Source organism: Streptomyces sp. NPDC007917 (assembly GCF_042959105.1).
Classification (GTDB): Bacteria; Actinomycetota; Actinomycetes; order Streptomycetales; family Streptomycetaceae; genus Streptomyces.
On the sequence record NZ_JBIBKK010000007.1, the window covers coordinates 351,000 to 377,328 of the forward strand.

25 protein-coding genes and 1 pseudogene are annotated in these 26,329 nt (G+C 70.8%); 15 read left to right on the forward strand and 11 right to left on the reverse strand.

All coding sequences use genetic code 11. The features are described from left to right. Positions 1 to 46: 46 nt before the first annotated feature. The 5 genes from ACFZDL_RS16635 (at position 47) to ACFZDL_RS16655 (ending at position 6,338) form a co-directional block, all read left to right on the forward strand. A complete protein-coding gene (locus ACFZDL_RS16635; protein ID WP_353593381.1) occupies positions 47 to 1,777 on the forward strand; it encodes a sensor histidine kinase in 1,731 nt (576 codons plus the stop codon). Further along, complete coding sequence (locus ACFZDL_RS16640) at positions 1,774 to 2,481, forward strand: response regulator (RefSeq protein WP_353593380.1); 708 nt, start codon at positions 1,774 to 1,776, stop codon at positions 2,479 to 2,481. The genes ACFZDL_RS16635 and ACFZDL_RS16640 overlap by 4 nt, the downstream gene beginning before the upstream one ends. 178 nt (positions 2,482 to 2,659) lie before the next feature. Further along, positions 2,660 to 3,868, forward strand: coding sequence for a transposase (locus ACFZDL_RS16645; protein ID WP_353593379.1), 1,209 nt, complete (start codon positions 2,660 to 2,662; stop codon positions 3,866 to 3,868). Positions 3,869 to 4,077: 209 nt separating this feature from the next. Continuing rightward, entirely contained in the window at positions 4,078 to 5,439 is a 1,362-nt protein-coding gene (locus ACFZDL_RS16650) for an extracellular solute-binding protein (protein WP_353593378.1), read from the forward strand. Next, positions 5,439 to 6,338 (forward strand): sugar ABC transporter permease, encoded by a 900-nt coding sequence (locus tag ACFZDL_RS16655; RefSeq protein WP_353593377.1) that lies wholly within the window; start codon positions 5,439 to 5,441, stop codon positions 6,336 to 6,338. Before ACFZDL_RS16650 ends, ACFZDL_RS16655 begins: the two co-directional genes overlap by 1 nt. Here the strand turns inward: ACFZDL_RS16655 and ACFZDL_RS16660 are convergent. Together ACFZDL_RS16660 and ACFZDL_RS16665 are read right to left on the reverse strand one after the other, a co-directional pair. Continuing rightward, positions 6,308 to 6,508 (reverse strand): DUF397 domain-containing protein, encoded by a 201-nt coding sequence (locus ACFZDL_RS16660; protein ID WP_353593376.1) that lies wholly within the window; start codon positions 6,506 to 6,508, stop codon positions 6,308 to 6,310. The genes ACFZDL_RS16655 and ACFZDL_RS16660 overlap by 31 nt on opposite strands. A 3-nt stretch (positions 6,509 to 6,511) precedes the next feature. Beyond that, entirely contained in the window at positions 6,512 to 7,387 is an 876-nt protein-coding gene (locus tag ACFZDL_RS16665; protein ID WP_353593375.1) for a helix-turn-helix transcriptional regulator, read from the reverse strand. Between the two features lie 214 nt (positions 7,388 to 7,601). On the opposite strand from ACFZDL_RS16665, the gene ACFZDL_RS16670 reads away from it, so the two are divergent. Continuing rightward, positions 7,602 to 8,054 carry an ATP-binding protein gene (locus ACFZDL_RS16670; protein ID WP_353593374.1) on the forward strand — a complete coding sequence of 151 codons (453 nt, stop codon included), beginning with the start codon at positions 7,602 to 7,604 and terminating at the stop codon, positions 8,052 to 8,054. Between the two features lie 121 nt (positions 8,055 to 8,175). Here ACFZDL_RS16670 and ACFZDL_RS16675 read toward each other — a convergent pair whose 3' ends face one another. Next, positions 8,176 to 9,018 (reverse strand): LysR family transcriptional regulator, encoded by an 843-nt coding sequence (locus tag ACFZDL_RS16675; protein WP_353593373.1) that lies wholly within the window; start codon positions 9,016 to 9,018, stop codon positions 8,176 to 8,178. Positions 9,019 to 9,108: 90 nt separating this feature from the next. Between ACFZDL_RS16675 and ACFZDL_RS16680 the strand changes: the two genes are divergently transcribed. Continuing rightward, a complete protein-coding gene (locus ACFZDL_RS16680) occupies positions 9,109 to 10,338 on the forward strand; it encodes an MFS transporter (protein WP_353593372.1) in 1,230 nt (409 codons plus the stop codon). Here the strand turns inward: ACFZDL_RS16680 and ACFZDL_RS16685 are convergent. The 3 genes and pseudogenes from ACFZDL_RS16685 to ACFZDL_RS16695 form a co-directional block, all read right to left on the reverse strand. After that, a pseudogene (locus ACFZDL_RS16685) lies at positions 10,331 to 10,728 on the reverse strand (VOC family protein). The gene ACFZDL_RS16680 and the pseudogene ACFZDL_RS16685 overlap by 8 nt on opposite strands. Before the next feature lie 87 nt (positions 10,729 to 10,815). Then, complete coding sequence (locus ACFZDL_RS16690; RefSeq protein ID WP_353593371.1) at positions 10,816 to 11,619, reverse strand: MerR family transcriptional regulator; 804 nt, start codon at positions 11,617 to 11,619, stop codon at positions 10,816 to 10,818. Then, a complete protein-coding gene (locus ACFZDL_RS16695; protein ID WP_353593370.1) occupies positions 11,612 to 12,148 on the reverse strand; it encodes a VOC family protein in 537 nt (178 codons plus the stop codon). Before ACFZDL_RS16695 ends, ACFZDL_RS16690 begins: the two co-directional genes overlap by 8 nt. Positions 12,149 to 12,352: 204 nt before the next feature. Between ACFZDL_RS16695 and ACFZDL_RS16700 the strand changes: the two genes are divergently transcribed. Next, on the forward strand, positions 12,353 to 12,787 hold the full coding sequence (locus ACFZDL_RS16700) for a PaaI family thioesterase (protein WP_353593369.1): 435 nt from the start codon (positions 12,353 to 12,355) through the stop codon (positions 12,785 to 12,787). Positions 12,788 to 12,807: 20 nt separating this feature from the next. Here the strand turns inward: ACFZDL_RS16700 and ACFZDL_RS16705 are convergent, their stop codons facing one another. Beyond that, a complete protein-coding gene (locus tag ACFZDL_RS16705; RefSeq protein ID WP_353593368.1) occupies positions 12,808 to 13,623 on the reverse strand; it encodes a LysR substrate-binding domain-containing protein in 816 nt (271 codons plus the stop codon). Positions 13,624 to 13,744: 121 nt separating this feature from the next. Here ACFZDL_RS16705 and ACFZDL_RS16710 point away from each other — a divergent pair, with 121 nt between their 5' ends. Together ACFZDL_RS16710 and ACFZDL_RS16715 are read left to right on the forward strand one after the other, a co-directional pair. Further along, positions 13,745 to 14,626 carry an NAD(P)H-binding protein gene (locus tag ACFZDL_RS16710; protein ID WP_353593367.1) on the forward strand — a complete coding sequence of 294 codons (882 nt, stop codon included), beginning with the start codon at positions 13,745 to 13,747 and terminating at the stop codon, positions 14,624 to 14,626. A 163-nt stretch (positions 14,627 to 14,789) separates the two neighbouring features. Beyond that, positions 14,790 to 15,272 (forward strand): cupin domain-containing protein, encoded by a 483-nt coding sequence (locus tag ACFZDL_RS16715; RefSeq protein WP_353593366.1) that lies wholly within the window; start codon positions 14,790 to 14,792, stop codon positions 15,270 to 15,272. A gap of 2 nt (positions 15,273 to 15,274) precedes the next feature. Here the strand turns inward: ACFZDL_RS16715 and ACFZDL_RS16720 are convergent, their stop codons facing one another. After that, positions 15,275 to 15,790: a MarR family transcriptional regulator gene (locus ACFZDL_RS16720; RefSeq protein WP_353593365.1), complete on the reverse strand. Its 516-nt coding sequence runs from the start codon at positions 15,788 to 15,790 to the stop codon at positions 15,275 to 15,277. 116 nt (positions 15,791 to 15,906) lie between these two features. Between ACFZDL_RS16720 and ACFZDL_RS16725 the strand changes: the two genes are divergently transcribed. The 3 genes from ACFZDL_RS16725 to ACFZDL_RS16735 all read left to right on the forward strand — a co-directional run bounded on the left by ACFZDL_RS16725 (position 15,907) and on the right by ACFZDL_RS16735 (position 19,013). Beyond that, positions 15,907 to 17,508 (forward strand): FAD-dependent oxidoreductase, encoded by a 1,602-nt coding sequence (locus ACFZDL_RS16725; RefSeq protein WP_353593364.1) that lies wholly within the window; start codon positions 15,907 to 15,909, stop codon positions 17,506 to 17,508. A gap of 87 nt (positions 17,509 to 17,595) precedes the next feature. Continuing rightward, positions 17,596 to 18,519, forward strand: coding sequence for an ABC transporter permease subunit (locus ACFZDL_RS16730; RefSeq protein WP_391191345.1), 924 nt, complete (start codon positions 17,596 to 17,598; stop codon positions 18,517 to 18,519). A 110-nt stretch (positions 18,520 to 18,629) separates the two neighbouring features. Beyond that, positions 18,630 to 19,013, forward strand: coding sequence for a hypothetical protein (locus tag ACFZDL_RS16735; protein WP_353593363.1), 384 nt, complete (start codon positions 18,630 to 18,632; stop codon positions 19,011 to 19,013). Between the two features lie 2 nt (positions 19,014 to 19,015). Here ACFZDL_RS16735 and ACFZDL_RS16740 read toward each other — a convergent pair whose 3' ends face one another. The 3 genes from ACFZDL_RS16740 to ACFZDL_RS16750 form a co-directional block, all read right to left on the reverse strand. Next, complete coding sequence (locus ACFZDL_RS16740; RefSeq protein ID WP_353593362.1) at positions 19,016 to 20,284, reverse strand: hypothetical protein; 1,269 nt, start codon at positions 20,282 to 20,284, stop codon at positions 19,016 to 19,018. Beyond that, positions 20,275 to 21,633, reverse strand: a complete 1,359-nt coding sequence (locus tag ACFZDL_RS16745; RefSeq protein WP_353593361.1) for a hypothetical protein — start codon at positions 21,631 to 21,633, stop codon at positions 20,275 to 20,277. Before ACFZDL_RS16745 ends, ACFZDL_RS16740 begins: the two co-directional genes overlap by 10 nt. Before the next feature lie 151 nt (positions 21,634 to 21,784). Continuing rightward, on the reverse strand, positions 21,785 to 22,810 hold the full coding sequence (locus ACFZDL_RS16750; protein WP_353593360.1) for a 6-phosphofructokinase: 1,026 nt from the start codon (positions 22,808 to 22,810) through the stop codon (positions 21,785 to 21,787). A 220-nt stretch (positions 22,811 to 23,030) separates the two neighbouring features. On the opposite strand from ACFZDL_RS16750, the gene pta reads away from it, so the two are divergent. Together pta and ACFZDL_RS16760 are read left to right on the forward strand one after the other, a co-directional pair. After that, positions 23,031 to 25,136, forward strand: coding sequence for a phosphate acetyltransferase (gene pta, locus ACFZDL_RS16755; protein WP_353593359.1), 2,106 nt, complete (start codon positions 23,031 to 23,033; stop codon positions 25,134 to 25,136). Next, complete coding sequence (locus ACFZDL_RS16760) at positions 25,133 to 26,278, forward strand: acetate kinase (protein WP_353593358.1); 1,146 nt, start codon at positions 25,133 to 25,135, stop codon at positions 26,276 to 26,278. The genes pta and ACFZDL_RS16760 overlap by 4 nt, the downstream gene beginning before the upstream one ends. Positions 26,279 to 26,329 lie beyond the last annotated feature (51 nt).

The following is a 26,329-nucleotide window of genomic DNA, read 5'->3' on the forward strand; positions in this document are numbered from 1 at the left end:
TTCCGTTCATTTCGTTCACGAAACGGCCATGTGCACACTGTGTGGCATGCGCGTCCCCCGTCCCCGGAGTCTGGCAGGCCAGCTCTTCGCGATGCAGGTCGTCCTGGTCGCCGCCGTGGTCGCCGGGTGCGCGATCTTCTCGTACGTCACGGGCCGCAGCCAGGCGGAGGAGTCCGCGCGCCGCCAGGCCACCGCCGCCGCCACCGCCGTCGCCGACTCCCCGGCGGTCGCCGAGGCCGTACGGTCCGACGACCCCACCGCCCGGCTCCAGCCGTACGCGGAGCAGGTGCGCCATGACACCGGTGTCGCCTTCGTCACCATCATGAACACGCGGGGAATCCGCTGGACCCACCCCGACCCGGACCGTATAGGGGAGAAGTTCCTCGGCAACACCGGGCCCGCGCTGCACGGCCGGATCTTCGACGAGACGTACACCGGCACCCTGGGCGCGTCCGTGCGCGTGGTGGCCCCGGTGCGCGACGCGCGGGGCAGGATCGTCGCGCTGGTCAGCGCGGGCATCACCGTCGACACCATCAGCGCGCAGGTGCGCCGGCAGCTGCTGGCGCTGCTCGGCGTCGCGTTCGCCGCGCTGGCGCTCGGCGGCATCGGCACCTACGTCATCAACGCCCGGCTGCGCCGCCATACGCACGGTATGAACGCCGGCGAGCTGAGCCGGATGCACGACTACCACCAGGCCGCGCTGCACGCCGTACGGGAGGGGCTGCTGATGCTCGACGGGCGGCGGCGGATCGCGCTGATCAACGACGCCGGCCGGGAGCTGCTGGGCCTGTCCGAGGACTCGGTCGGCCGGTACGTCTCCGACCTCGGGCTGCCCCCGCCGCTGACCGGCGCCCTGCTGGCGGCCGAGCCGCGGGTGGACGAGCTGCATCTGACCGCCGAGCGGGTCGTGGTCGTCAACACCTCCCCGGTCAGCAGCGGGGAGCAGCGCGGCACGGTCGTCACGCTGCGCGACCACACCGAGCTGCAGGCGCTGTCGGGCGAGCTGGACTCCGTACGCGGCTTCGCCGAGGCCCTGCGCTCCCAGGCGCACGAGGCCGCCAACCGGCTGCACACCGTCGTCTCGCTGATCGAGCTGGGGCGGGCCGAGGAGGCGGTCGACTTCGCGACCGCCGAGCTGGAGCTGGCGCAGGCGCTGACCGACCAGGTGGTGGGGGCCGTCGCCGAACCGGTGCTGGCCGCCCTGCTGCTGGGCAAGGCGGCCCAGGCCAATGAGCGCGGCGTGGAGCTCGTCCTCGCCCCCGACACCCGCATCGACGACGGGCTGCTGCCGCCCGGCCTCCCGGCCCGCGACCTGGTCACCATCCTCGGCAACCTCATCGACAACGCGACGGACGCCGCCGCCGAGGGCGCCGGCCGCGGCGCGGCCCGCAGCGCCCGCGTCACGGTCACCGCGCGTGCCGTCGGCGACGAGCTGACGCTGCGCGTGGGCGATACGGGCCCCGGTCTTGACCCGGCGGCGGCGGAGGCGGCCTTCGGGCGCGGCTGGAGCACCAAATCCGCGGGCCGCGGGCTGGGGCTCGCCCTGGTACGGCAGGCGGCGCGGCGCAATTCCGGCACGGTCGAGGTGTCCCGGGCGCCGGACGGGGGCGCGGAATTCACGGTCCGGCTGCCGCTGACGGAAGCCGCGCGACCGCAGACGGAACCCGCACTGTCCCTGGCAGAACCCGCGGCGCCCCCGAGCGAACCCACCCAGGCGCAACCCACCCAGGAGCACCCGGCCCAAGAGCACCCCGTCCGAGAGGAACCCGCCCGATGAGCCCGGCGCAGGCAAACCCGGCGCGGCCCGCCCCGATACGGGTCCTCGTCGTCGAGGACGACCCGGTCGCCGCCGACGCGCACCGGATGTACGTGGAGCGGGTCCCCGGCTTCTCGGTCGTCGGCGCGGCGCGGACCCGCGGCGACGCGCAGCGCCTGCTGGAGCGCACCCCGGCGGATCTGTTGCTCCTGGACCTGTATTTGCCCGATGGGCATGGTCTGCAGCTGCTCCGGGCGCTGCGTGCGACAGGTCACACCGCGGATGTCATCGCGGTGACCTCGGCCCGTGACCTGGCGGTGGTCCGCGAAGGGGTCTCGCTCGGGGTGGTGCAGTACGTCCTCAAGCCGTTCACATTCGCAACGCTCCGGGACAGGCTGCTGCGCTACGCGGAGTTCCGCGGGAGCGTGGGGGAGGCCAGCGGCCAGGACGAGGTGGACCGCGCGCTCGCCGCGCTGCGCGCGCCCCAGCCGGCCGAGCTGCCCAAGGGGCTGACCCCGGCCACCCTCCAGGCCGTGACCGACACACTGCGCACCGCCGAGGACGGGATCTCCGCCGCCGCGACGGCGGAGGCGGTGGGGATCTCGCGGATCACCGCGCGCCGCTATCTGGAGCATCTGGTCGACGCGGGGCGCGCGGCGCGGGCGCCGCAGTACGGGCAGGTCGGCCGCCCCGAGTTGGTCTACCGCTGGCTGACGGCCGGCTGACCGCTAGCCGACCGCACCGGCCGAGCAGGCAATAGGAAACTTTCCTATCCATCAGTCCCTCTTTCGATTCCTTGAAACGGGGCCGCGAAGCGGCCAAACACGCTGCGTGGTCAGTTGCGGCCGGTAGAGTGATGGCACCAGCTTTGACCAGGGGAGACGCAAAGGGGGGTGGGCTGCGTTGCTGCGTGCGTACAAGTTCCTGCTGCGGCCCACCGTTCGGCAGGCGCAGGCCCTGACGGAGATGCTTCGGGACCACTGTTCGCTCTGCAACGGGGCCTTGCAGGAGCGCCGTGACGCCTGGCGGCACGCGTCGAAGACCAGCGTCTCCTACGGCGATCAGTCGGCGCAGCTGAGGGAGATCCGGGCGTTCGACCCGGAGCGTCAGGGCCGCTGGTCGTTCTCCAGCCAGCAGGCCACGCTCAGGCGGCTCGACAAGGCGTTCCAGGCGTTCTTCCGCCGGATCAGGAGTGGGGAGAAGCCCGGATACCCCAGGTTCAAGGGCGTCGGCCATTTCGATACCGTCGTCTTCCCGAGGGACAGGGACGGTTGCCGCTGGGACTCCACCCCCAACGACGCCCACACCCGGGTGCGTCTCCAGGGCGTGGGGCATGTGCGTGTGCATCAGCACCGGCCCGTGAAGGGCCGGGTCAAGACGGTCTCGGTGAAGCGCGAGGGCACCCGCTGGTACGTGGTCCTCGCCTGTGACAACGTGCCCGCCGAGCCCCTGCCGCCCACCGGCAGCGTCGTCGGCATCGACATGGGCACGGTGCACTTCTTCACCGACTCGGGCGGCGAGCACGCCCCGAACCCCGGGTTCCTTGCCGCGATGGCCGAGGAACTGGCCGAAGCCCAGCGGCACCTGTCCACCTTCCCCCAGCGCACCCGTCGCCGGACCAAGAAGCATAAGGCAGCAGCCCGGAAGGTCGCCAAGCTGCACGCCAGGATCCGGCGCCAGCGCCTGGACCACCACCACAAGCAGGCTCTCGCGCTCGTGCGGGAGCACGACGTGATCGCCCACGAGAAGCTGAACACGGCGGGCATGACCAAAGCGCCCGCGCCCAAGCCCGACCCCGAGCACGACGGAGCATTCCTTTCGAACGGGGCCGCCGCGAAGGCCGGGCTGAACCGCAGCATCCTCGACGCGGGTTGGGGACAGTTCCTGGGAATCCTGGCGAACAAGGCTGAGAGTGCCGGTCGCCTCGTGATCCCGGTGGACCCCCGCAACACCTCGATCACATGCACCGCATGCGGGCATGTCGACAAGAGGAACCGCGTCACCCAAGCGAAGTTCCAGTGCATCTCGTGCGGGTTCACCGCGAACGCGGACCACATCGGCGCACTGAACGTCCTCAACAGGGCTGGGCTGGCCCTCTGCGACGCTGCTTAGCCAGCGACGCAGGAAGCCCGCACGTTTGCGCGTGGGTGGAGTCACGAACGGCAAGACCGATGTGTCGCGGGTGAGACGGTCGCCCTCGACAACTTCCTCCGCGCTGACGTTCGATCAAGGGCGTTCCTGGTCAAGGGGATTGACCTTGACTCGGGCCCGACCGTACGGTCGGGCCCGCAGCCCCAGAGGCCAGCAAGGAGGTCGTGCCCGTGCGCCCCACCGCCCCACTGATCCTCACAGCCGCCACCCTCGTCGCCGCCGCAGGACTCACCGCCTGCGGCGGCGGCTCGGGCAGCGACCCGGACACCGTCAAGGTCGCCTACAACCGCAGCACCGACAACAAGATCAGATTCAAGGACAACTTCCTGACCGGGGTGAAGAAGGAGTTCGAGAAGGCGAACCCCGGCAAGAAGGTCAAGCTGATCCCGATCCAGGCCCAGGACAACGACTACGCCACCAAGGTCCAGCAGATGATGCGGTCCCCCAAGACGGCGCCTGACCTGGTCTACGAGGACACCTTCCGGATCAATTCCGACATCAAGGCCGGCTATCTGCGCCCCCTCGACGACTATCTGGACAAGTGGCAGGCCTGGGACCAGTTCGTCGACACCGCGAAGGCGGCGGCCAAGGCCGAGGACGGCAAGACGTACGGCGTCCCGGACGGCACCGACACCCGCGGCCTGTGGTTCAACAAGAAGATCTTCGCCAGAGCCGGGCTGCCGGCCGACTGGCAGCCCAAGAACTGGGACGACATCCTCGCCGCGGCCCGCACCATCAAGAAGAAAGTCCCCGGCGTCACCCCGCTCAACGTCTACACCGGCAAGGCCCCCGGCGAAACCGCCGTCATGCAGGGCTTCGAGATGCTGCTGTACGGCACGGGCGAGAACCCGCTCTACGACCCGAAGGCGAAGAAGTGGGTCACCGGCGGCAAGGGCTTCGAGGACGCCCTCGGCTTCATCAAGACCGTCTACTCCGAGAAGCTGGGCCCCGACGTCTCCGACGCCCTCGACCCCAACGTCGGCACCACCGTCTTCAGCGAATGGCTGCCGGAGGAAAAGCTCGCCATCGACCTCGACGGCTCCTGGCTCGGCCAGAACTGGCTCAAGACCGGCGGCAAGCCGTGGCCCGAGTGGTCCAAGACCCTCGGCCAGGCCGCCATGCCCACCCAGAACGGCCAGGCCCCCGGCAAGGTCAGCATGTCCGGCGGCTGGACCTGGGCGATCACCGCCAAGTCCAAGAACCCCGACCTGGCCTGGAAGTTCATCGAACAGATGCAGACCAAGAAGAACGCCGTCGAATGGTGCGTGGTCGACGCGCAGATCGCGGTCCGCAAAGACGTCGCGAAGGACCCGCGCTATCTGTCCTCCATGCCCGGCATCACCTTCTTCACCGGCCTGGTGAAGTACACCCACTACCGGCCGGCGCTCCCCGTCTACCCCCAGGTCTCCACCGCGATCGGCGAGGCCATGGAGTCGGTGACCACGAGTGACACCTCCCCCGCCGAGGCGGCCGAGTCGTACGGCGACCAACTCAAGACGATCGCCGACGGCGCCACGGTGGCCAAGGGCTGATGGCGACCGCGACCAAGGTGGCGGCGGCCCCGGCCCGCCCGGGGCGCCGCCGCCCCCTGCGCTGGCTCCCCCTCGCCCCGGCGACGGTCCTCCTGCTGCTCTTCCTCGGCGGCCCGATCGGCTACTGCGTCTACATCGCCTTCACCAACATGCAGCTGACCGGCGCCGCCACCACGGACTTCGTCGGCCTCGACAACTTCCAACGCGCCTTCGAGGACGACGACTTCCGCAACGCGGTCATCCTCACCCTCGTCTTCACCCTGCTGTCCTCGCTGGTCGGCCAGAACACCCTGGGGCTGGCCCTGGCGATGGCCATGCAACGCGCCTCCAAGCCCGTACGGACCATCACCGGCTCGATCGTCATCGCGGCATGGGTGGTGCCCGAGATCGTCGCGGGCTTCCTGCTGTACGCCTTCTTCCGCCGCGAAGGCACACTCAACGCGATCCTGGACTGGCTCCACCTGCCGTCCCAGAACTGGCTCTACACCCTCCCCATCCTCGCCGTCTCCTTCGCCAACGTCTGGCGCGGCACGGCCTTCTCCATGCTCGTCTACTCCGCCGCGCTCTCCGAGATCCCCAAGGAGATCACCGAGGCGGCGGAGGTCGACGGGGCGAGTGGGCCGCGCCGCTTCTGGCACATCACGTTGCCGATGATCCGCCGCTCCATCGGCACGAACCTGATGCTCAACACCCTCCAGACGCTCTCCGTCTTCGGCCTCATCTGGGCCATGACCCGAGGCGGCCCCGGCAACCGCAGCCAGACCCTCCCGGTCTTCATGTACGACCAGGCCTTCAACAAGTCCCTGATCGGCTACGGCACGGCGGTGGCGCTGCTGTTGCTGCTGGTGGGCGCGCTGTTCTCGCTGGTCTACCTGCGGCTGATGCGCGAGGAGGTGTGAACGACGGCCTCCCGGAAGGCCACCCACGCGGCGGGCGCGACGCGCAGTATGGGGCCCTCGGGGTGTTTGGAGTCGCGTATCGCGACGGTGTCGGGGTGGTTGGTGGCCACCTCGACGCACTCCTCTGTTGCGTTGCTGTAGCTCGACTTGCGGAAAGCGAAGGTTGTCACGGCTCATAGCTCCTTGACGAGAGTCGAGATGAAGGCTCGGGACTCGGCCTCGGGGAGAGCACGCCGGGCGGTCTCCTCGAACAGTCTTACGTGTTGCGCGGCGCTGTCGCCACCCTCAACCCATGCCGTGGACAACGCCACCTCCGCATAGACCACATCCATCGAGCCCGGCTCAGCGAACGAGATGACGTTGAAGGAGCCCGCGAACGCTGGGACCAGCCCGGCGCTGAACGGGAGAACCTGGATGGTGATGTTGGCCCGCTCGCCCCAGTCGAGAAGGCTCGTCAACTGCTCGCGCGACACCTCGGGTTCGGCACCGGCAATGCGCAGCGCGGCCTCCGGAATGACCGCCCAGAGGGAGAGCGGCGCGTCCCCGGAAAGCCTCTGCTGCCGGGCGATTCTGGAGGCCACGAACTCCTCGGTCTGATCGGGGTGCTCATCCTGGGTCTTCGAGCGCCGCAACGACCGGGCGTAGGCCACGGTCTGGAGCAGGCCCGGAATGAAGGACACCTGCCACGTCTTGATCGAGGTGGCGGCGTTCTCCAGAGGGACGTATTCCCTCATGTTCTTGGAGAGCGGGACGCTGCTCCACCACCCCTTGGCCTTGCGGCGCTCGCGGTCGATACGAGCCAACTCCAGGAGCGCGCCGACCGCCTCCGGCTCGGACACGCCGTACAACTCGCACAGCGCCCGGATATCCGGCTCGCGCATGGGAACCCAGCCGCTCTCCATCTTGGCGATCTTCCCGGTGGACGCGGTGATGGCCTTCGCGGCTTGCGCCTGCGTCAGACCCGCCCGGGTCCGCAACCGCAGGAGTTCCCCACCGAGCTTGCGTCCCAGGACTGTTGAGACGCGATTCTCCTGCACAGCCTCTGCCATGTGGCGACCTCCCTGATTCACGCACAGTGTGGGCCCATACACAGTCCGCACGCAAGATCGGTTATAAATTTCCCCGGCTCGGTTGAAACGATCTCCGAGACGACGCTACGGTCCGTGATGAACCGCTCGCGCAGCGAGGCGAGTCGGCGGGACTCGCCCCGCCGCGCCCTCGCGCGCTCGGGCCAAATCCCGCCGCCTGCTGGAGGTGCGTGGAATGACATTCGCGCCGCAAGACCCACGGATCCCCGACCCCAACGACCCCGTCGTCCACCACGACCGCGTCGACTACTCCCCGTTCCCCAAAAGCGTGACCTTCGCCCGCCGCTACACCGCCAAGCTGGTCGCCGGCTGGGGCCACCCCGCCCTCGCGGACGACGCCGCGCTCATCGTCTCCGAGCTGGCCGCCAACGCCGTCCTCCACGGGGGCATCCCGGGGCGCAACTTCCGCGTTCAGCTCACCCTCACCAAAACCCTCCTGCGCATCGCCGTCTCCGACGCGAAGGGCGAACGCCTCCCCCGGCCGCGCCATCCCACCGCCGACGACAAGTTCGGGCGCGGGCTCCTCATCGTGCGCGCGCTGGCGACGCGCTGGGGCGTACGGGAGCGGACCGTGGGCAAAGAAGTGTGGGTCGAACTCGACCTGACCACCTCCCCGGTCGAAATCTGACCGGACCCCGGAAGAAAGGGGCCCACCCATGCCACCGGAACGACAGCCGATGGACCTGGAGGCCTACACGGCCAGGGCGCGCCGCGGGCCGTGCGGCCGGAGACGGGGTCCTGTTGCGGGCTCAGACCATGCGTCGTAGCGCGGTCTCCACGGCATCGACCAGCGGATCGCCTTCGGTCCGCGGATGCCTGGCCAGGCCGAGTTCGACGTCCGGCAGGCTGGGCAGGGCGTCCGCGTCGTGGCACGCCATGGCCGGTTCGAGATTCCCGGGCAGCACCGCCGTAACGCCGAGCCCGGCCCGCACCGCGGCGAGCACACCGACGAGACTGTTGCTCTCGAACGCCACCCGCCAGCGGCGGTCGGCACCTTCCAGCCCGTCCAGCACCGACGCACGCCATGTGCACGGGCCCGAGAACAGCACCACGGGCAGCGGATCGGCAGTCAGGTCCACACCCGGGCCGACCGCCCAGACCAGCGGTCGGCGCACCGTCCAGCGCGGCCGGCCGGGAACGTCCGCCGCCTCGTCGAGCACGAGTTGGACGCGTCCCGCGTCGTACGCCTCGCGCCTCGCGTCGCCGGAGAGGCTGAGCACCTCAAGCGTCGCGCCTGGATGCAGCCGGGCGAGGTCGGCGAGGGCCTGCGGAAGCTGGGACGCGGCGAGGTCTTCGAGCAACCCGACGCCGCAGTGGCCGGTCAGTGCGCGGCCGGCTTCGGTGAGTGCCTGCGCGGAGAGCGAGAGGATGCGCTCCGCGTACGGCAGGAGTTCATCACCCGCGCGGGTCGGCGAGACGCCGGTCGTGGACCGGAGGAGCAGGGGGCTACCGACGGTGTTCTCAAGCTTGCGCAACTGCTGGCTGAGCGCGGGCTGGCTCTGCCCCAGCGCGCTTGCGGCGCGGCTGATGCTGCCCGCCCGCACAGCGGTAACGAACGACCGCAGCAGTACGATCTCCAGATCCCTCGCCATAAGAATCCACTATATCGGCTCCAACCATATGACCACTTCCTATCGCCAGATGGGGGGCCTAGCGTCACGCGGGTGACTCGATACCGACAGGTGCTCGCCGTGCCCGGGATGGCAACGCTGCTGGGCGTCTCGCTGCTCGCCCGCACCGCGATCACGGCCTCCGGGATGGCGCTGACGATGTACGTCGTTCTGGGCCTGGACATGAGCTACGCGGCAGCGGGAGGAGCCGCGGCGGCCATGACCACCGGTCTGGCGCTGGGCGGTCCGCTGCTGGGCCGCATGATCGACCAGCGGGGCGCGCGTATCGTGCTGCTGATCACCATCGTGGTTCAGGTCGTGTGTTGGCTGAGCGTCGCGGTACTGCCGTACACGACCCTGCTGGCCACCGCCTTCGTAGCAGGTCTGCTGATGGTGCCGGCCCCGATGGTGACCAGGCAGGCGATCGCCGCGATGACGAAGGCGGGACAGCGCCGGGCCGCCTTCGCGCTGGAAGCGGTACAGGGCGAGCTGTCCTACATGGTGGGCCCGCCGATCGTGATCCTCTGCGCGGCACAACTGCCCTCCGGCGTGGTGGCCTGGGGCGTCGGCGCTGCGATCGTGGTGGGCGGAGCGGGGATCGTCCTGCTCGACCCCCCGCTGCGGGCCGAGGACGAGGCGCCGGCCGACCCAGCCGACCGCCCCCGTCGCCGGGAGTGGCTGGGCCCGAGAATGATCGCGGTGCTGGTGATGGCGTTCGGCACCACGATCGTGCTCAACGGTACCGACCTGGCCATCGTGGCCACTCTCAAGGAAGCCGGCCAGGTCTCCTGGGCCGCCGTCGTGGTGGCCGGGTACGGCGCGGCCTCCATCGCCGGCGGGCTACTGTACGGCGCGCTCCCGCGACCGCTGCCCACCTGGCTGCTGCTCGGCCTGCTCGGGCTGGTAACCATTCCCGCCGGACTGGCCCACGACTGGCGCTGGTTGTGTGTGGCAGGCTGCGGCGCGGGGCTGCTTGCCGCACCGACTCTTTCCGCGTTGTCCGACGCCGTGAGCCGGCTCGCGCCCGCGAGCGTGCGCGGTGAGGCGACAGGCTTGCAGTCCTCGGCGCTGGGCGCGGGCTTCGCCCTCGGCGCCCCGATCGTCGGCGGGGTGATCGACACGTCCGGACCGGCAGGCGGCTTCGCGACGGCCGGCCTGGCCGGACTCGCCGCCGCGCTGATGGGATGGCTGCTGTCCCGGCAACCCGCGGCCGATGGTTGCATGCATCGGCGCAGTAGAGACGCATCAGGCCAAGTAGCGTGCGGCGGGCCGCCCGCGAGGGGCGAATCGCCGATCACGTAATTGACGGTGCCAGGGTGCGCAGGACGTCGAACTCGTTGCCCTCGGGGTCGGCCATGACCACCCAGCTCCGGCCGGGGCCCTGTCCCAAGTCCACCTTGGCGGCGCCGAGGCCGAGCAGCCTGGCCACCTCGTCGTCGGTGCTGCCGTCGATCGGACTGACGTCGAGGTGGAGCCGGTTCTTCACGGTCTTGCCCTCGGGCACCCGTATGAACATCAGGGTGGGCGGCATCTGGCGGGCCCGGACCTCCTCGACGGTCGGCTCCCAGGAGCCGATCTCGACCTTGCCTCGCTCCGGTCGATCACCTTGAAGTCCAGAACCGCGCACCAGAAGGCCGCAAGCCGCTCCGGATCGTGGCAGTCGACAACCAACTCGGTGAACCTACTGGTCATGTCTCCTCCAGACAGTGCGATCCGAGGGTTCAGCCTACGGGGCCGGGCGGATCGCTGAACCCGCCGCAGCCGTGTGGCGCAGGCGCTCTACTGCCAGGTCGCCGTGTCGGGGTCGATGCCGTGGGCGCGCGCGCCGGCGTCGATGATGCGGCGGAACCACGTGGCGAGGCCGGGGCGGATGCCGTCGTAGTGGGCGGCGAATCCCGGATCGGCCTCGTACATGCGGCCGAGACAGACCTGCATCTGCCTGGTGAGGGGAAAGTACGAGGCAAAAACCTCGCGGTGCCGCTCGACGAGTCGATTCGCTTCCGGACTACCAGGTGTGACGCCGGCGTCCATCGCCTCCCCGAGGGCGCGCTCGAGTTCGGCAACGGCGTCGGCGATGGCCTGCCATTCCTCCGGGCCGCGAGAGGCTGAGCGTTCGGCGTACTGCCGCCATTGCGTCGTGTCCCCGTAGCGCTGACGGGCTTGGGCGGGCCAGTCCGGGTCCCACTGGGGGCCGAAGATCGCGGCCTGCTGCTCGACGGTCAGCAGCAGGCCGCGCTCATGGGCGTCGATCATCCGGTCCAGTCCGGCGCTGAGCTGCTGGAGGCGGTCGATCCGCTCAGCGACCTGGGTGCGCTGCGCACGCAGCGCGCCGGACACCTCTGCGGTCGAGTCGTCCAGCATGGCCCCGATCCTGTCCAGGCCGAGACCGAGCTCGCGGTAGACGACGATGCGGTACAGGCGTTCCAGATCACCGGCGGTGTAGAGCCGGTATCCGGCAGCCGTGCGCAGCGACGGTCGCGCCAGACCGACCTCGTCCCAGTGGTGCAGCGCGCGGACGGTCACGCCCAGGCGCGCCGAGACCTGACCGACGGTCAGGCCATCGGCGTCAGCGGCATCAGGCATGCTCCTCATTCTCGCCGTGACCGTCGCCCGGTGGGGTGATCCCGATGGCTGCAAGGTTCCGCGCCTCCTGGCCGGCCGGGTCAAAGGGCTTCGCCGCGGTGAAAACGATCCGTGCGTTCTCCGGGGTGATCACCTCCACATCGCGGGTGTTCCAGGGAGTGTCCCGTGGACCGTCGACCGAGTCCGGGCGCAGCGCACGGCAGGCCTCGGCAAGGGAATCGACCTGGCTGAGCACGCCCGCGAAACTGAAGCTCATCGCTGGTGGCTGCTCCGGAGCGCTCTCCGCCGTGACGAGGAGTACGTCCTGGAACGCCCACCGGCGCAGATGCACCAGCGTGCCGGGGATGCTGAACAGTTCGAAGAACCCGAGCCCACGAATCCAGAAGTCCGCCGACGCCGCCAAATCGCTCGTGGGGATCGTCACGAACGCGGGCATTCCATAGATGCCACGGAACGGCTCCGGCGGAACCGCGTCCGGGCCGGGGGCGGGCACGGGGCTCATCTCAAACGCGTTGTAGTGGTCGCTCATGCACCCCACCTTCCGGCCTCACGCAACGTGAGGGTCAAGTCGGTTCCGTGGATCTCGCCCTGCCCCAACGGCCCGCCCCAACAATGCGACCAACGTTGCGGCCAACGATGCGACCAATGTTGCGGCCGGGCACACCTGGGGCGCCGGAGCATGCCAGTGTGGGCGCCACGAGCACGCACACCCGAGCCCGAAAGGCAGCGCGCGATGCCCCCTTCCGAGACGGCAGCCCTCAACCTCTCCGCCATCCTGGCGGCCATGCCCTTCGCGACACAGCTGGGCATCGAACTCCACGAGGCCGCGCCCGACCGGGCCGTGGGCAGTCTGGCCTGGTCACCGGAGGTCTGCACCGCGGGCGGAATCGTGCACGGCGGAGCCCTGATGGCGCTTGCCGACTCCGTCGGCGCCGTCTGCGCCTATCTCAACCTTCCGCAGGGCGCGGGGACGTCCACGGTGGAGTCCAAGACGAACTTCCTGCGGGGAGTGGCCTCCGGGCGGGTCCATGCCACGGCCCGCCCCCTGCACGTCGGCGGCACCCTCATCGTCGTCCAGACCGATCTGCGGGACGACAAGGACCGGCTGGTGGGGCAGACCACCCAGACCCAGATCGTGCTCGCCGCGAAGGACGGCGCCAAGGGCTGATCCGGCCGAAGCACTGTGCCTTACGGGCGCCGCCCGGCCAGCGCCTGCGCCGCGACGGCCAGGAAGTCCCACAGGTGCTGCTGGCGGCGGTCCTCGACCACGGCGAGGCAGGTTTCGTACGACTCGGCGTCAGCCACCGGCCGGTGCACCAGGTCGGGGCGCGCGTAGTAGCGCGCGACGCTGCGGGGCACCAGGGCGATGCCGACGCCGGCCGCGACGAGCTCGAGCTTCTCCTCGATCGTCGCGGCGCGCCGCCGCTGGCCGTCCAGGATCGCCTCGTCGTCGAGATCGGCGTGAGTGAGTCGGCGCCGGGACGCCAGGGGGTGGCCGGTGGGCAGACAGACGACCTTGGGTTCGCTGCCGATCGGGACGGTGTGGAGCCCGTCCGCGTCGAAGGGATGACGGAGATAGCCGACATCGGCCCGGCCGTCCCGCAGCGCCTCGGCCTGCTCGGACCAGTTCAGGCGGAGCAGTTCGATCTCGACCCCGGGGTGCTCGTGGGCGAACGCGCGGACCGCCGCCGAGACGCTCAGCCCGGGCGCGAAGCCGACGACCAGCCGGTGGGCGCCGCGCGCGACGCTGTGCACCCGGCGGGTGGCGGCGCACGCGGCGGCGAGCAGGCCGAGTGCGTCCTTCTGCAGCTGTTCGCCGGCCGAGGTCAGCCGTACGGAACGGGTGGTGCGCTCCAGCAGCGCGCAGCCGAGTTCCCGCTCCAGCGCGCGGATCTGCCGGCTGAGGACGGGCTGCGCGATGTGCAGCCGGTCGGCGGCCCGGCCGAAGTGTTCGTGCTCCGCGACGGCCACGAAGTAGCGCAGCTTACGCAAGTCCAGATCCATGCCCGGAGGGTATCAATGTGCGCGAAGAGGTATTGGACGAACTGCCCTTTATCGGCGGAGAGTTACCCCGGAACGGCGTCCGGGGAGCCCCGTTCGCCCCTTACCTGGAGGTTGCTTTTCCATGATCGTCATCACGACTCCCACCGGCCAGATCGGGAGCCAGGTCCTTGAGAACCTGTTCGACAGCGACAAGCCGATCCGGGTGATCGCGCGCGATCCCTCCCGGCTCTCTCCGCGGGTGCGTGAACGCGTCGAGGTCATAGCCGGTTCGCACGGCGACCACGACGTCATCGACAAGGCATGCGCGGGCGCGGACGCCGTCTTCTGGCTGGCGCCGCCGGACTTCAGCTGCAAGAGCCTCGACGCCGTCTATCTGGACTTCACCCGGCCGGCGTGTGACGCGTTCAAGAGCCAGGGGGTCAAGCGGGTGGTCGGCGTCTCGGCGCTCGGCCGCGGGGTGGTCAAAAACGCCGGGCTGGTGTCGGCCTCACTGGCGATGGACGACCTGATCGCGACCACGGGCGTCAACTACCGCGCGCTGACGGCACCCTCGTTCATGGACAACATGCTCCGCGAAGTTGACTCGATCAAGAACCAGGGCGTGTTCTTCTCGCCGCTCTCCGGCGACCGCAAGTTCCCGACCTGCGCCACCCGCGACATCGCGGCCGTCGCCGCCGAGCTGCTGCTGGACGACTCCTGGAGCGGACGCCACGGCGAGGTCCCGATCCTGGGGCCCGAGGACCTTTCCAACGAGGACATGGCGCGGATCATGTCCGAGGTGCTGGGAAAGACGGTGCGCTTCCAGCACGTCCCCATCGACGACTATGCGGCGACGCTGGCCGAACACGGGGCGTCCGAGGCGATGGTGCGGGGCATGGTCGACATGGTGGTGGCCAAGAACCAGGGCCTCGACAACGCCGAGCCGCGCACCCCTCGGTCCTCCACCCCGACCAGCTTCCGCCAGTGGTGCGAAGAAGTCCTCAAGCCGGCCGTCCTGGCCTGAACCCCGGCTGGGGGCGGGGCCGGGCCGGACTCGGTCTTCCGACCGAGGCCGTGGGCCGCCCGCCCTGGTCCCCGCCGCTCCGGCCTTCCCCTTCGCCCGGCCGATGACCACCGGCTCCTCTCCTGCCCACAATGCGGTGACGGATGAGACAAAGGAGCCGATCATGTCGTACCCCGAGCCCCGCTATCTCGGCGAGAACGGCGAGGTCAACGCGGTGTTCAGGCCGGTGGACACCCCGCCCGAGCTGGACTCCCCCACGGGCAACCGGACCCACTACCTGGCCACCCATGCCACCACCAAGGGTGAATTCGGGCTGTACCGGGTTGACATGGGCCCCAGATCGCCGGGCCCCAGCACCCACTTCCACCGGTCGATCTCGGAGTCCTTCTTCATCCTGTCGGGGTCCGTACAGCTCTACGACGGCGATCACTGGACCACGGCGCGGTCGGGCGACTTCCTGTACGTACCGGTGGGCGGGTTGCACGCGTTCAAGAACGACTCCGACGACCCGGCGTCCATGCTGCTGCTCTTCGCCCCGGGCGCACCCCGCGAGGAGTACTTCGAGCAGGTCGCGGAGATGACCCGGCGTGGCGGCCAGGAGCTCGAGGAGTTCCGCGTCCGCCACGACAGCTACTTCGTGGACTGACGTCACTCGGCGGGGTGGTCGCCCCCGGCATCCCCGGCGCCCCCGGTGTCCCCGGTGACCGTCTCCAGATGGGCCGACAGGTCATCGACCATGCGGCTGAGGAGAAGGGCGAGGTCTCGCCGATCCGCGTCGGACCATCCGGCCAGGGCATCGGCGAACCAGCCGTTGATGACCCGCAGATAGCGGCCGGTGAGCTTTTCGCCGGCCGCGGTGAGGGTGATCAGACGGGCCCGCTGGTCGTCGGGGTCGGCCACCCGCTCGACCAGTCCGCGCTGCTCCAGTCCGTGGATCTGGCGGGTGGCGTGCGGGCCGGCGACCTGCATGCGCTGGGCGATCTCCCCCACCCGCAGGGGCCGGTCGGCCGCGTCCAGGATGACCAGGACCGTCACGGCGGGCCTCTCCAGGGTCACCCCGGCGGCCGCCGTGGCCCGCTCGAAGAGCTGCCCGCGGTTCAGCGTGCTGCTGAGCCGGGTCATGACGGGCAGCAGCCCCCTCAACCCCTCGTCGTCGTGCGCCACGGGCACCTCCTTGATGGTTACCTAACTTAGGTATATGTTCATTCCCGGCTGGACGACCCCCTTCGGGAGGCGTCCGCCTTCAATAAAGATACCTAAGTTAGGTAAGGGACGACACCATGAGCGACGTACTGAGCGACACACCGAGCGACGTACTGATCGTCGGCGCCGGACCCACCGGGCTGACGCTGGCCTGCGATCTCGCCCGGCGCGGTATCACCTGCCGCGTCGTCGAGGCCGCGGAGCGGCCCGCCACCGCCTCCCGCGCCAAGACCATCCAGCCGCGCGCACTGGAGATCGCCGACGACCTCGGCGTCATCGACCGCGTCCTGCGGCTCGGGGCCGTCGACGTGCCGACCCGGCGCTACGACCGGGAGCGCGTGCTCTCCGAAGCCGCGGAAGTGGCCGTGAGCACACCGGCCGCCGGCGTTCCGTACCCGCCGGTCTGGCTGTCCCAGCCCCAGCTGGAGTCCATCCTGCGCGACCGCCTGGCCGAGCTCGGCGGCCAGGTGGAGTGGGGGTCGGCCGTGAGCGACCTCCGCCAGGACGCCGGCTCCGTCACCGCGACCGTACGGACGGCGGCCGGGCAGCGCGAGATCCGAGCGCGCTACGTCGTCGGCTGCGACGGGGGCCGCAGCTTCGTCCGGCAGCGGATGGGGGCCGTCCTGGAGGGCACCTCCTACGGCGAGCACCGCTGGTACCTGGGCGATGTGCGCATCGACGGCCTCGACCGGCACTGCCAGCACCTCTGGACGAGCCCCGAGGCCGGAATCCTGTCCCTGTTCCCGCTGCCCGGCACCGACATCTGGCAGTTCCAGGCGTCCGTCCCCGCCGACGAGGAGGAGCCCACCACCCCCACCCTGGAGCTGTTCCACCGCGTCTTCGCCGAACGCGCGGGCGTGCCCGGCGTGGTCATCCAGGACGCGGGCTGGCGCTCGCTGTACAAGGTCAACGTATGCCTGGTCGACCGGTATCGCGTCGGCCGGGTCTTCCTCGCCGGGGACGCGGCGCACATCCACTCCCCCGCCGGCGGGCAGGGCATGAACACCGGCATCCAGGACGCCTACAACCTGGGCTGGAAACTCGCCGCCGTCCTCGGCGGCGCCGACGCGGCCCTGCTGGACACCTACGAACGCGAGCGCCGCCCCGTCGCACAGTCCGTCCTCGACGACAGCACCTCCCGGCTACACGCGATGATGCGCGCCTTCGGCAACGGCGACGGCCCGACCGCGCTGCGCGGCCTCACCGACGACTTCACCACCGGGCTCACCATCGCCTACCCCGACAGCCCCCTGACCCACCACCACCACTCGCCGACCCGGCCGGGCGGCCCCCGGGCCGGCGACCGGGCGCCCGACGCGCCCTGCGTCGACGCCGCGACCGGCCGCGGAATCCGCCTCTTCGACCTGCAGCGCGGCCCGCACTGGACGTTGCTGACCTTCGATCACGATCACAATCACGATCACGGCCACGGCGCGGCCGGTTGGGACGCGCCCGTCCCGCTGCGCGCCTACCGCGTGACCGACGACCCGACGGCGACCGGTCCCGGCACGGTCATCGACACCGAAGGCCAGGCCCATCGGATCTATGACATGCGCGAAGACGGACTCGTCCTCATCCGCCCGGACGGCTACATCGCCACGCGCGTCTCCGCCGACCAGGGCGAGGCGGCCGTACGCCACGCCACCACGCTCGCGGCCCACCCAGGCCGAAGCCGCTGACCGCAGTCTTCCCTCCACGGCCGGGCGGGCGGTTTCATGTACGGGACGCTGATCAACTGCGCTCAGCAGGCGCGAGGAGGTCCGAGGTTGTCCGCACTGTCCGGCCGCACCTTGTCCCGTCCGGCCAAGTCCGCCCCGCTCAGATCACGTACCGCCAAGCGCCGCACCGCCGGCCCCCGCGCCGCGTGGTCGCCCCGCACCCGCCGCCGACTGGCCGCCGACGCGGCCCTGCTCGTCGTCGCCGCGGCCTTCGTGTCCCCGCTGGCCTGGCTGATCCTGGCCTCTGTCGACAGCGAGGCGACCTTACGCGTCTCCGCCCCCGGCTCCCCCACGCTGGACAACTTCCAGGCGGTGTGGACGGACGAGATCACCTTCACGCCGATGCTCAACAGCCTGCTGCTGTGCGGCGGGGCCACCATCCTGACCGTGGCGTGCGCGGCCCTCGCCGCCTATCCGCTGTCCCGGTTCCGCTCCCGTCTCGTCCGCCCGTATCTGCTGACGATCCTGTTCAGCACCTGTCTGCCGATCACCGCGATCATGGTCCCGGTCTACGGTCTGTTCGTCCAGGTGGACCTGATCGACACGATGTACGGAACGGCGCTGTTCCTGGCCGCCTCGCAACTCCCCTTCGCCATCTGGCTGATGAAGAACTTCATGGACGGGGTCCCGGTCATCCTCGAAGAGGCCGCGTGGACGGACGGCGCGTCCTGGCTGCAGAGCCTGGTGCGCGTCATCCTCCCGCTGATGGGGCCGGGGATGACGGTGGTGATGATCTACAGCTTCATCATGATGTGGGGCAACTTCTTCGTGCCCTTCATGCTGCTGCTCACCCCGGACCAGCTTCCGGCGTCGGTGTCCATCTTCACCTTCTTCGGCAACTACGGCCAGGTCGTCTACGGCCAGCTCGCCGCCTTCTCCATCCTCTACTCGACCCCCGTGATCCTGCTGTACGTGCTGATCGCCCGCCGGATGGGCGGCGGCTTCGCGCTGGGAGGTGCCGTCAAGGGGTGACCGAGGTTGACACTGATCAACTACGGCAATAGCTTTGCACTCAAAGATGCTTTGCTTTCAAAGCAAACACGTCTGTGCGCAGGCCACCCCTGACCGAACGGAGATTCGTCATGCCTCACTTCACCGTGCAGATCCGCGAGGAAGAACTCGACGGGACGACCGAGCCGAAGCTCGTCCGGGCGCTTGCCGATGCGGTGGGCGAGGTGTACGGCGAGCGGCTGCGGTCCGTCGCGGTCGTCGACCTGGTCGGCGTGGCGCGCGGGCGACACGGCGTCGGCGGCGTACTGACCGAGGAGAACGCCCCCGTCGTCACGCTGAACATACGCGAGCGGGCGCTGACCCATCCCGACGTCGAGAACGCCCCCGCGCGGCTGATCGCGTCGATCACCGATGCCATGGCCACGGTCCTCGGCGAGTCCGTCCGCAAGCAGGTGTCCGTGGGCATCGTCGGTGTGCCCGCGGGACGTTCCGGGGTGGGCGGCGAGGTGATCTGAGCTCACCTGGCGGGTGTGGCCGGCGCCCCGCACCCGTGTTCCTGGGCCGACCGCTGCGCGAACGCCCTGAGCGCGGCGCGCTCGTACGCCAGGTCCGGCTTGCGGCGGGTGTCATCCTCGATGCCGTCCGCGCGCACCAGGAACAGCGCGTCCTCGGCGCCGTCCGGGCAGGAGGCGCTGGCCCAGTAGGCGCTCTGGCCCAGCCGGCCCGAGGGGGCCTCGGCGGGGTTCGGGCCGTCCTGGGCCGGGCTGTCGGCGTACTCGGCGCGGGCCTCCTCCGCGTACGGGCCGTAGTACGCGTCGAGGCGGTAGCGCGGCGAGCCGTCCCGCGCGCCGAGGGCGCAGGACTCGCGCGGCGCCCGGTCGCGGGCGGTCTCCCGGGCCGTGGACACCGCGGAGCGGGCGGCCGTCGGGACGCCGGCGCAGGTGCCGTCGGCGCCGAGCAGCGGCTCGTACTCGTCCTCGTTGACGGGCAGGCCCACCGTGCGGACCGGTTTGCCCAGGCGTGCGCCGCAGCCCCAGTGGTCGTTGGCCGCCTCGGCGGTGGCGGTCGCGGTGCGGACGAAGTCGGGGCGGGCGGCGGGGTCGTCGAGCGTGACGCCGCCGAGTTTCGTCTCGACGGTGACCAGCAGGCTGGTGCCGCCCTCGGCGCACTCCAGCAGCACGGCCGTGGTCCCCTCGCCGTCCTCCTGGTCGTCCTGCCGCACGTTGTCCGTGCCGAAGACCCCGGACCAGCCGTGGCCGAGGGGGACCGCGAGGGTGTCCCGCCCGGGTAGGGCGGTGTATCTCCCGGCGATGCCGTACCTGGTGCGGGGGCGCGGGCCGGCCTCGATGTTCACCCTGACGCTGCCCTTGCCGTCGGCCGTCACCTCGCACCGTACGGCGAGGGTGTTGGCCTGGTCCGCGTCGCCGTTGCCCTTGGCCTTGGCGTCGAACGTGCCCTCGGTGCGGTTGCTCACGCTGATCTCGCCGTCGCCGAGCACCGCGCGGACCTCGTCCTTGGCCAGCACCCCGTCGCACGCCTCGTCGAGCGCCCGGTCGTCGCTGCCGGCGAGCCAGACGACCGTGCCCGCCAGCGCGGCCAGCGCCACCACGGCGGCCGCGAGGCCCCACGCGCGACGGCGGGTGAGCCTGCCGCCGAGCCACGCCGAAGGGCGTTCGCCCTCCGGTTCGTCGGGCCGCTCGTCCGGACGCTCGTCCGGCCGCCCGTCAGCGCGCTCGTCGGGGCGCTCCTCGGGCCGCTCGCCGCGTCGCGGTCTGCTCAGTGCCATTCCTCGACCTCCCCCAGCACCTTCGTATCGCGGCACCCCGCCGACTTCGGCCAGCCGTCCGCGGCGCTCAGATAGCGGTCAAGCGCCGTGCGCGCCGTACGGGAGAGCGCGGCGCGGTCCTTGGCGCCCAGGGTGGCGCTGGCGCCGTCCTCGATCAGGATCGTGGGGATCACCGAAACGCGGTGGTAGGTCTCCCGGCCGCCGCACACCGAGCGTGCCCACAGGGCGAGTTGGGGGTCATCGACGTAGGAGGAGATCCGGTCCTCGCCCTGGGCCCCGGCCGTCCCGTCGCCCTTGCCGTCATCGCCCTTGCCGTCACCGGCGGGCTTGCCCTGGTTCTGGGAGACTCCCCAGCCCGGCACATGGCCCTCGCGGTCGTAGGAGTCGTACGCGGTGCGGCCGAGGATGCCCGCCCAGCTGGCCGCCTCGACGCCGGTGATCTGCCAGTCCGCCGGGCGGCTGCCGTCGTTCTTCTCGGCCTCCGAGTCCCAGGTGCCCCGGCAGGCGTCCAGCACACGGGACTCCTGGAGGTCGCCGAGCGTGGTCCAGGCCCCGGGCATCACACCGGGGAGCGACCGGGGGTTGATCCAGCCGCATTTGCGCAGATCGCGGCCGGGCTCCTCGATGCGCTCCGACCGCCAGTCGCCGTTCTCGTCGTGCGACTCGTAGGTGTCCAGCACCTCGGTCGGCGCCTTGAGCGGGGTGCTCCCGCAGCCCTGCGCCTTGGTGATGGCGTTCGCGACGTGGACGGCGGTGCGGAATCCGGTGAGGGCGGCGGCCCGTTCGGCCCGGGCCCGCTCCTCGCGCTCGGCGGCGTTGTCGGCCTCGTGATCGCCGTCGGTGACACGTGCCGCCACATACAGGTCGGTGGTCGGCCGGACCCGGCCGCGCAGGCCGTCCACGCACTCGGCGACCAGCCAGGCGCCGCGCCTGCCGTACTGGCCGGTGGTGCCGGGGGCCACATAGGTGCCGTCGGTGCCGGCCGTGCCCAGGAGGTCGTCGGTCTCCATGCCCTCGGGGACATCGGAGACCAGCGCCTCGGCGTGGACGGTGACGCCGTATCCGTCTCCCCAGGACAGCGTGCAGTCCAGCAGCGAACGGCTCTCCTGGCGGGGCTCGAGCATCGTGCCGTGCTGGCTGAGTTCGCCCGCCCGGCCGTCGCGGACGAACCGCTTCAGGTCCGCGTACGGGAGGGTGCCGTCGCACGCCTTTCTCAGCTGGGCCCGGTTGGCCGCGAGATGGCCGCCGTCGCTGTCGCGGTTCGCGACGACGAAGACCGCGACCAGCGCTGTGACGAGTACCACCAGGGCCGTGTGGCGCAGCCACACGCGGGCCCACAACCGACGCATCCCGCCCCCGCTCCTTCGTCCCCCTTGATCAGGTGATCAGGTGTGATCAGGTGATCAGCGATCTTGATCAGGTGATCAGACAATCCGTTGATCAAGCCGGGACAGTACCAGAGCGCGCGTGGCGCGAAGCAGGGGTCGTGCGGAGCAGACGTCAGAAGACCGACTCGGCCTCGTCCATGCGGTCCACCGGGACCGTCTTGAGCTCGGTGACCGCCTCGGCGATCGGCACCATCTCGATGTCCGTGCCGCGCAGCGCGGTCATCATGCCGAAGTCGCCGCGGTGGGCGGCCTCGACGGCGTGCCAGCCGAAGCGGGTGGCCAGGACCCGGTCGTACGCGGTCGGGGTGCCGCCGCGCTGGACGTGGCCGAGGATGACCGGGCGGGCCTCCTTGCCCAGGCGGCGCTCCAGCTCGGCGGCGAGGCGGTTGCCGATACCGGTGAACCGCTCGTGGCCGTACTGGTCGATCTCGCCCTTCTTGTACTCCATCGTGCCCTCGGCGGGGTGCGCGCCCTCGGCGACGCAGATCACCGCGAACTTCTTGCCGCGGGAGAAGCGCTCCTCGACCATCTTCACCAGCGCGTCGATCTCGAACGGCCGCTCCGGCAGGCAGATGCCGTGGGCGCCGCCCGCCATGCCGGACTCCAGCGCGATCCAGCCCGCGTGGCGCCCCATGACCTCGACGACCATGACCCGCTGATGGGACTCGGCGGTGGTCTTGAGCCGGTCCATGGCCTCGGTGGCCACGCCGACGGCGGTGTCGAAGCCGAAGGTGCGGTCGGTGGCGGAGATGTCGTTGTCGATCGTCTTGGGCACGCCGACGATGGGCAGCCCGGCGTCGGAGAGCATCCGGGCGGCGGTGAGCGTGCCCTCGCCGCCGATCGGGATCAGCACGTCGATGCCGTAGTCGCGGGCGTGGTCCTTGGAGGTCTCACAGGCCTCGCGCAGCCGGGCCCGCTCCAGGCGGGAGGAGCCGAGGATGGTGCCGCCGCGGGCCAGGATGCCCGCCACGGCGTCCAGGTCGAGCTTGCGGTGGCGTCCGTCGAGGAGCCCCTTGAACCCGTCCTCGAAGCCGATGACCTCGTCGCCGTGACCGGCCACGGCCCGGTGGACGACCGACCGGATCACAGCGTTCAGGCCGGGGCAGTCGCCGCCTGCGGTGAGAACTCCGATGCGCATCGTGCTGTGTCTCCTGCTGCCTCGGGTAGGTGTGAGCCAGTCCGATTGTTTCACGGGCCCGGTGGTGCTGTGTCCGCCTTCGTACCCGCGTACCTGAGGAGCGCTTTATCGATGGCCGCAGGTATTGTCAAGGGGACGGGGCCGCCGATACGGCCGCTTTTGGGGAAGTTTCGACCGGACTTCAGGCCGGAGTGTCGACCAGTAGATCGGAGTGCCAGGCGTGACGCGCAGCGTGTACGTGACCGGGATCGAGCGCGGCGACGGCCGCCAGGTCGTCGAACTCGGGGTCATGGAGCTCCTGACCCGGCATGTCGACCGGGTCGGCGTCTTCCGCCCCCTGGTGCACGACAACCCCGACCGCCTGTTCGACCTGCTGCGGGCCCGCTACCGGCTGAGCCAGTCGCCCGAGTCCGTCTTCGGGATCACCTACGACGAGGCGTCCGCCCTCCAGGCCGAGCGGGGCACCGACGAGCTGGTGGCCCATCTGGTCGGCCGGTTCCACGAGGTGGCCCGCGAGTACGAGTACGTCCTGGTGCTGGGCAGCGACTACGCCGCGACCAGCCTCCCCGACGAGCTGGGGCTGAACGCGCGGCTGGCCAATGAGTTCGGCGCCTCGGTGATCACCGTCGTCAGCGGCCAGGACCAGGGCGTCGAGTCGGTGGGCGCCGAGGCGCACAACGCGTACCGCGCCTATGAGGCGCAGGGCTGCGATGTCGTCGCCGTCGTGGTGAACCGGGTGGCCCCCGGCGACCGGGAGGCCGTCGCCGAGCGGCTGCGGGACAAGCTCCCCGTCCCCTGCTACGCGCTGCCCGAGGACGCCTCGCTCTCCGCGCCCACCGTCTCCCAGGTGGTGCGCACCCTGGGCGCCGAGGTGCTGCTCGGCGATCATTCGGGGCTGTCCCGGGACGTACGGGGCTTCGTCTTCGGCGGCGCCATGCTGCCCAGCTTTCTGCCCGCACTGACCGAGGGCTGCCTGGTGGTGACGCCGGGCGACCGCGCCGACCTGATCGTCGGGGCCCTGGCCGCGCACAGCGCGGGCGCCCCGCCGATCGCCGGGGTGCTGCTCACCCTGGACGAGCGGCCGGGGCAGGACATCCTGGCGCTGGCCTCCCGGCTGGCCCCGGGCACCCCGGTGGCGGCGGTGGCGGGCGGCAGCTTCCCGACCGCGGCCGAGCTGTTCGCGCTGGAGGGCAAGCTCACGGCGGGCTCGCCGCGCAAGGCCGAGACCGCGCTCGGGCTGTTCGAGCGACATGTGGACACCGCCGAGCTGACCGACCGGATCTCGGTCGCCCGCTCCGGCCGGGTCACCCCGATGATGTTCGAGCACGAGCTGATCGAGCGGTCCCGCGCGGGCCGCCGCCGGGTCGTGCTCCCCGAGGGCACCGAGGAGCGGGTGCTGCGCGCCGCCGATGTGCTGCTGCGCCGCGATGTGTGCGACCTCACACTGCTGGGCGAGGAGGACGCGATCCGCAAGCGCGCCGCCGAGCTGGGCATCCAGCTCGCGGACGCGCAGATCATCGACCCGCAGACCTCGCCGCTGCGCGACCGCTTCGCCGAGCTGTACGCGCGGCTGCGCGCCCACAAGGGCGTCTCCTACGAGCTGGCCCATGACGTGGTCGCCGACGTCTCGTACTTCGGCACGCTGATGGTGCAGGAGGGCCTGGCCGACGGCATGGTCTCCGGCGCCGTGCACTCCACCGCCGCCACCATCCGGCCCGCCTTCGAGATCATCAAGACGGCGCCGGACGCCCAGATCGTCTCCTCGGTCTTCTTCATGTGCCTGGCGGACCGGGTGCTGGTGTACGGCGACTGCGCGGTCAACCCGGACCCGGACGCCGAGCAGCTGGCGGACATCGCCATCCAGTCGGCGACGACGGCCGCCCAGTTCGGCGTGGAGCCGCGGATCGCGATGCTCTCGTACTCCACCGGCACCTCCGGCTCCGGCGCGGACGTCGACAAGGTGCGCAAGGCGACCGAGCTGGTCCGCGAGCGCCGCCCGGACCTGCTGGTCGAGGGCCCGATCCAGTACGACGCCGCGGTGGACGCGGCCGTCGCGGCGACCAAGCTGCCGGACTCCGAGGTGGCGGGCAAGGCCACGGTCCTGATCTTCCCGGACCTGAACACCGGCAACAACACCTACAAGGCGGTGCAGCGCTCGGCGGGCGCGGTCGCGGTCGGCCCGGTGCTGCAGGGGCTGCGCAAGCCGGTGAACGACCTCTCCCGCGGGGCACTCGTCCAGGACATCGTCAACACCGTCTCGATCACCGCCATCCAGGCCCAGACGCCTACCCCCGTCTCCCCCGCACAGAAAGCACCCACCGCGTGAACGGCTCCCGAGTCCTCGTCCTCAACTCCGGCTCCTCGTCGGTCAAGTACCAGCTGCTCGACATGGCCGACGGCAGCCGGCTCGCCTCCGGCATCGTGGAGCGGATCGGGGAGGGCCCCGTCGCCGATCACTCGGCCGCCCTCAAGCAGGTCGCCGAGGAGCTGGCCGCGCGGGGCCTGGGCCTGGACTCGCCCCACCTGGCGGCGGTCGGCCACCGGGTGGTGCACGGCGGCACCCGGTTCACCGAGCCGACCCTGATCACCGACGAGGTGGTCGCGGAGATCGAGAAGCTGGTGCCGCTGGCCCCGCTGCACAACCCGGCGAACGTCACCGGGATCAAGGTGGCCCGCGCGCTGCGCCCGGACCTGCCGCAGGTCGCGGTGTTCGACACCGCGTTCCACGCCACGATGCCGGAGGCGGCGGCGCGGTACGCGATCGAGCGGGAGACCGCCGACCGGTACGGGGTGCGGCGCTACGGCTTCCACGGCACCTCGCACGCGTATGTCTCCCGGGCCACCGCCGCGCTGCTGGGCAAGGACGTCTCCGAGGTCAACACGATCGTGCTGCACCTGGGCAACGGCGCCAGCGCCTCCGCGGTGCGCGGCGGGCTGTGCGTGGACACCTCGATGGGGCTCACCCCGTTGGAGGGCCTGGTGATGGGTACCCGCTCGGGTGATCTGGACCCGGCGGCGATCTTCCATCTGGCCCGGGTCGGCGGGATGTCGGTCGACGAGATCGACACCCTGCTGAACAAGCGCAGCGGGCTGCTCGGCCTGTGCGGGGACAACGACATGCGTGAGATCGGCCGCCGGATGGGCGAGGGCGACCCGGAGGCTCAGCTGGCCTTCGACGTCTACGTCCACCGGCTGCGGAAGTATGTGGGCGCGTACACCGCGGTGCTGGGGCGGGTGGACGCCATCGCCTTCACCGCGGGCGTCGGGGAGAACTCCGCGGCGGTGCGGGAGGCGGCGATGCGCGGCCTGCCCGCGTTCGGCATCGAGGTGGACGCGGTGCGCAACGCGGTGCGCGGCGCCTCGGCGCGGCTGATCTCCACCGAGACCAGCCGGGTCGCGGTGGCCGTGGTGCCCACCGATGAGGAGTTGGAGATCGCCAGTCAGGCCATCGAGCTGGTCGCCGCTTAGTCGCTGCTTGGTTTCCGACTGATCTCCGGCTCTTCGGCGGCTCTTGCCCCG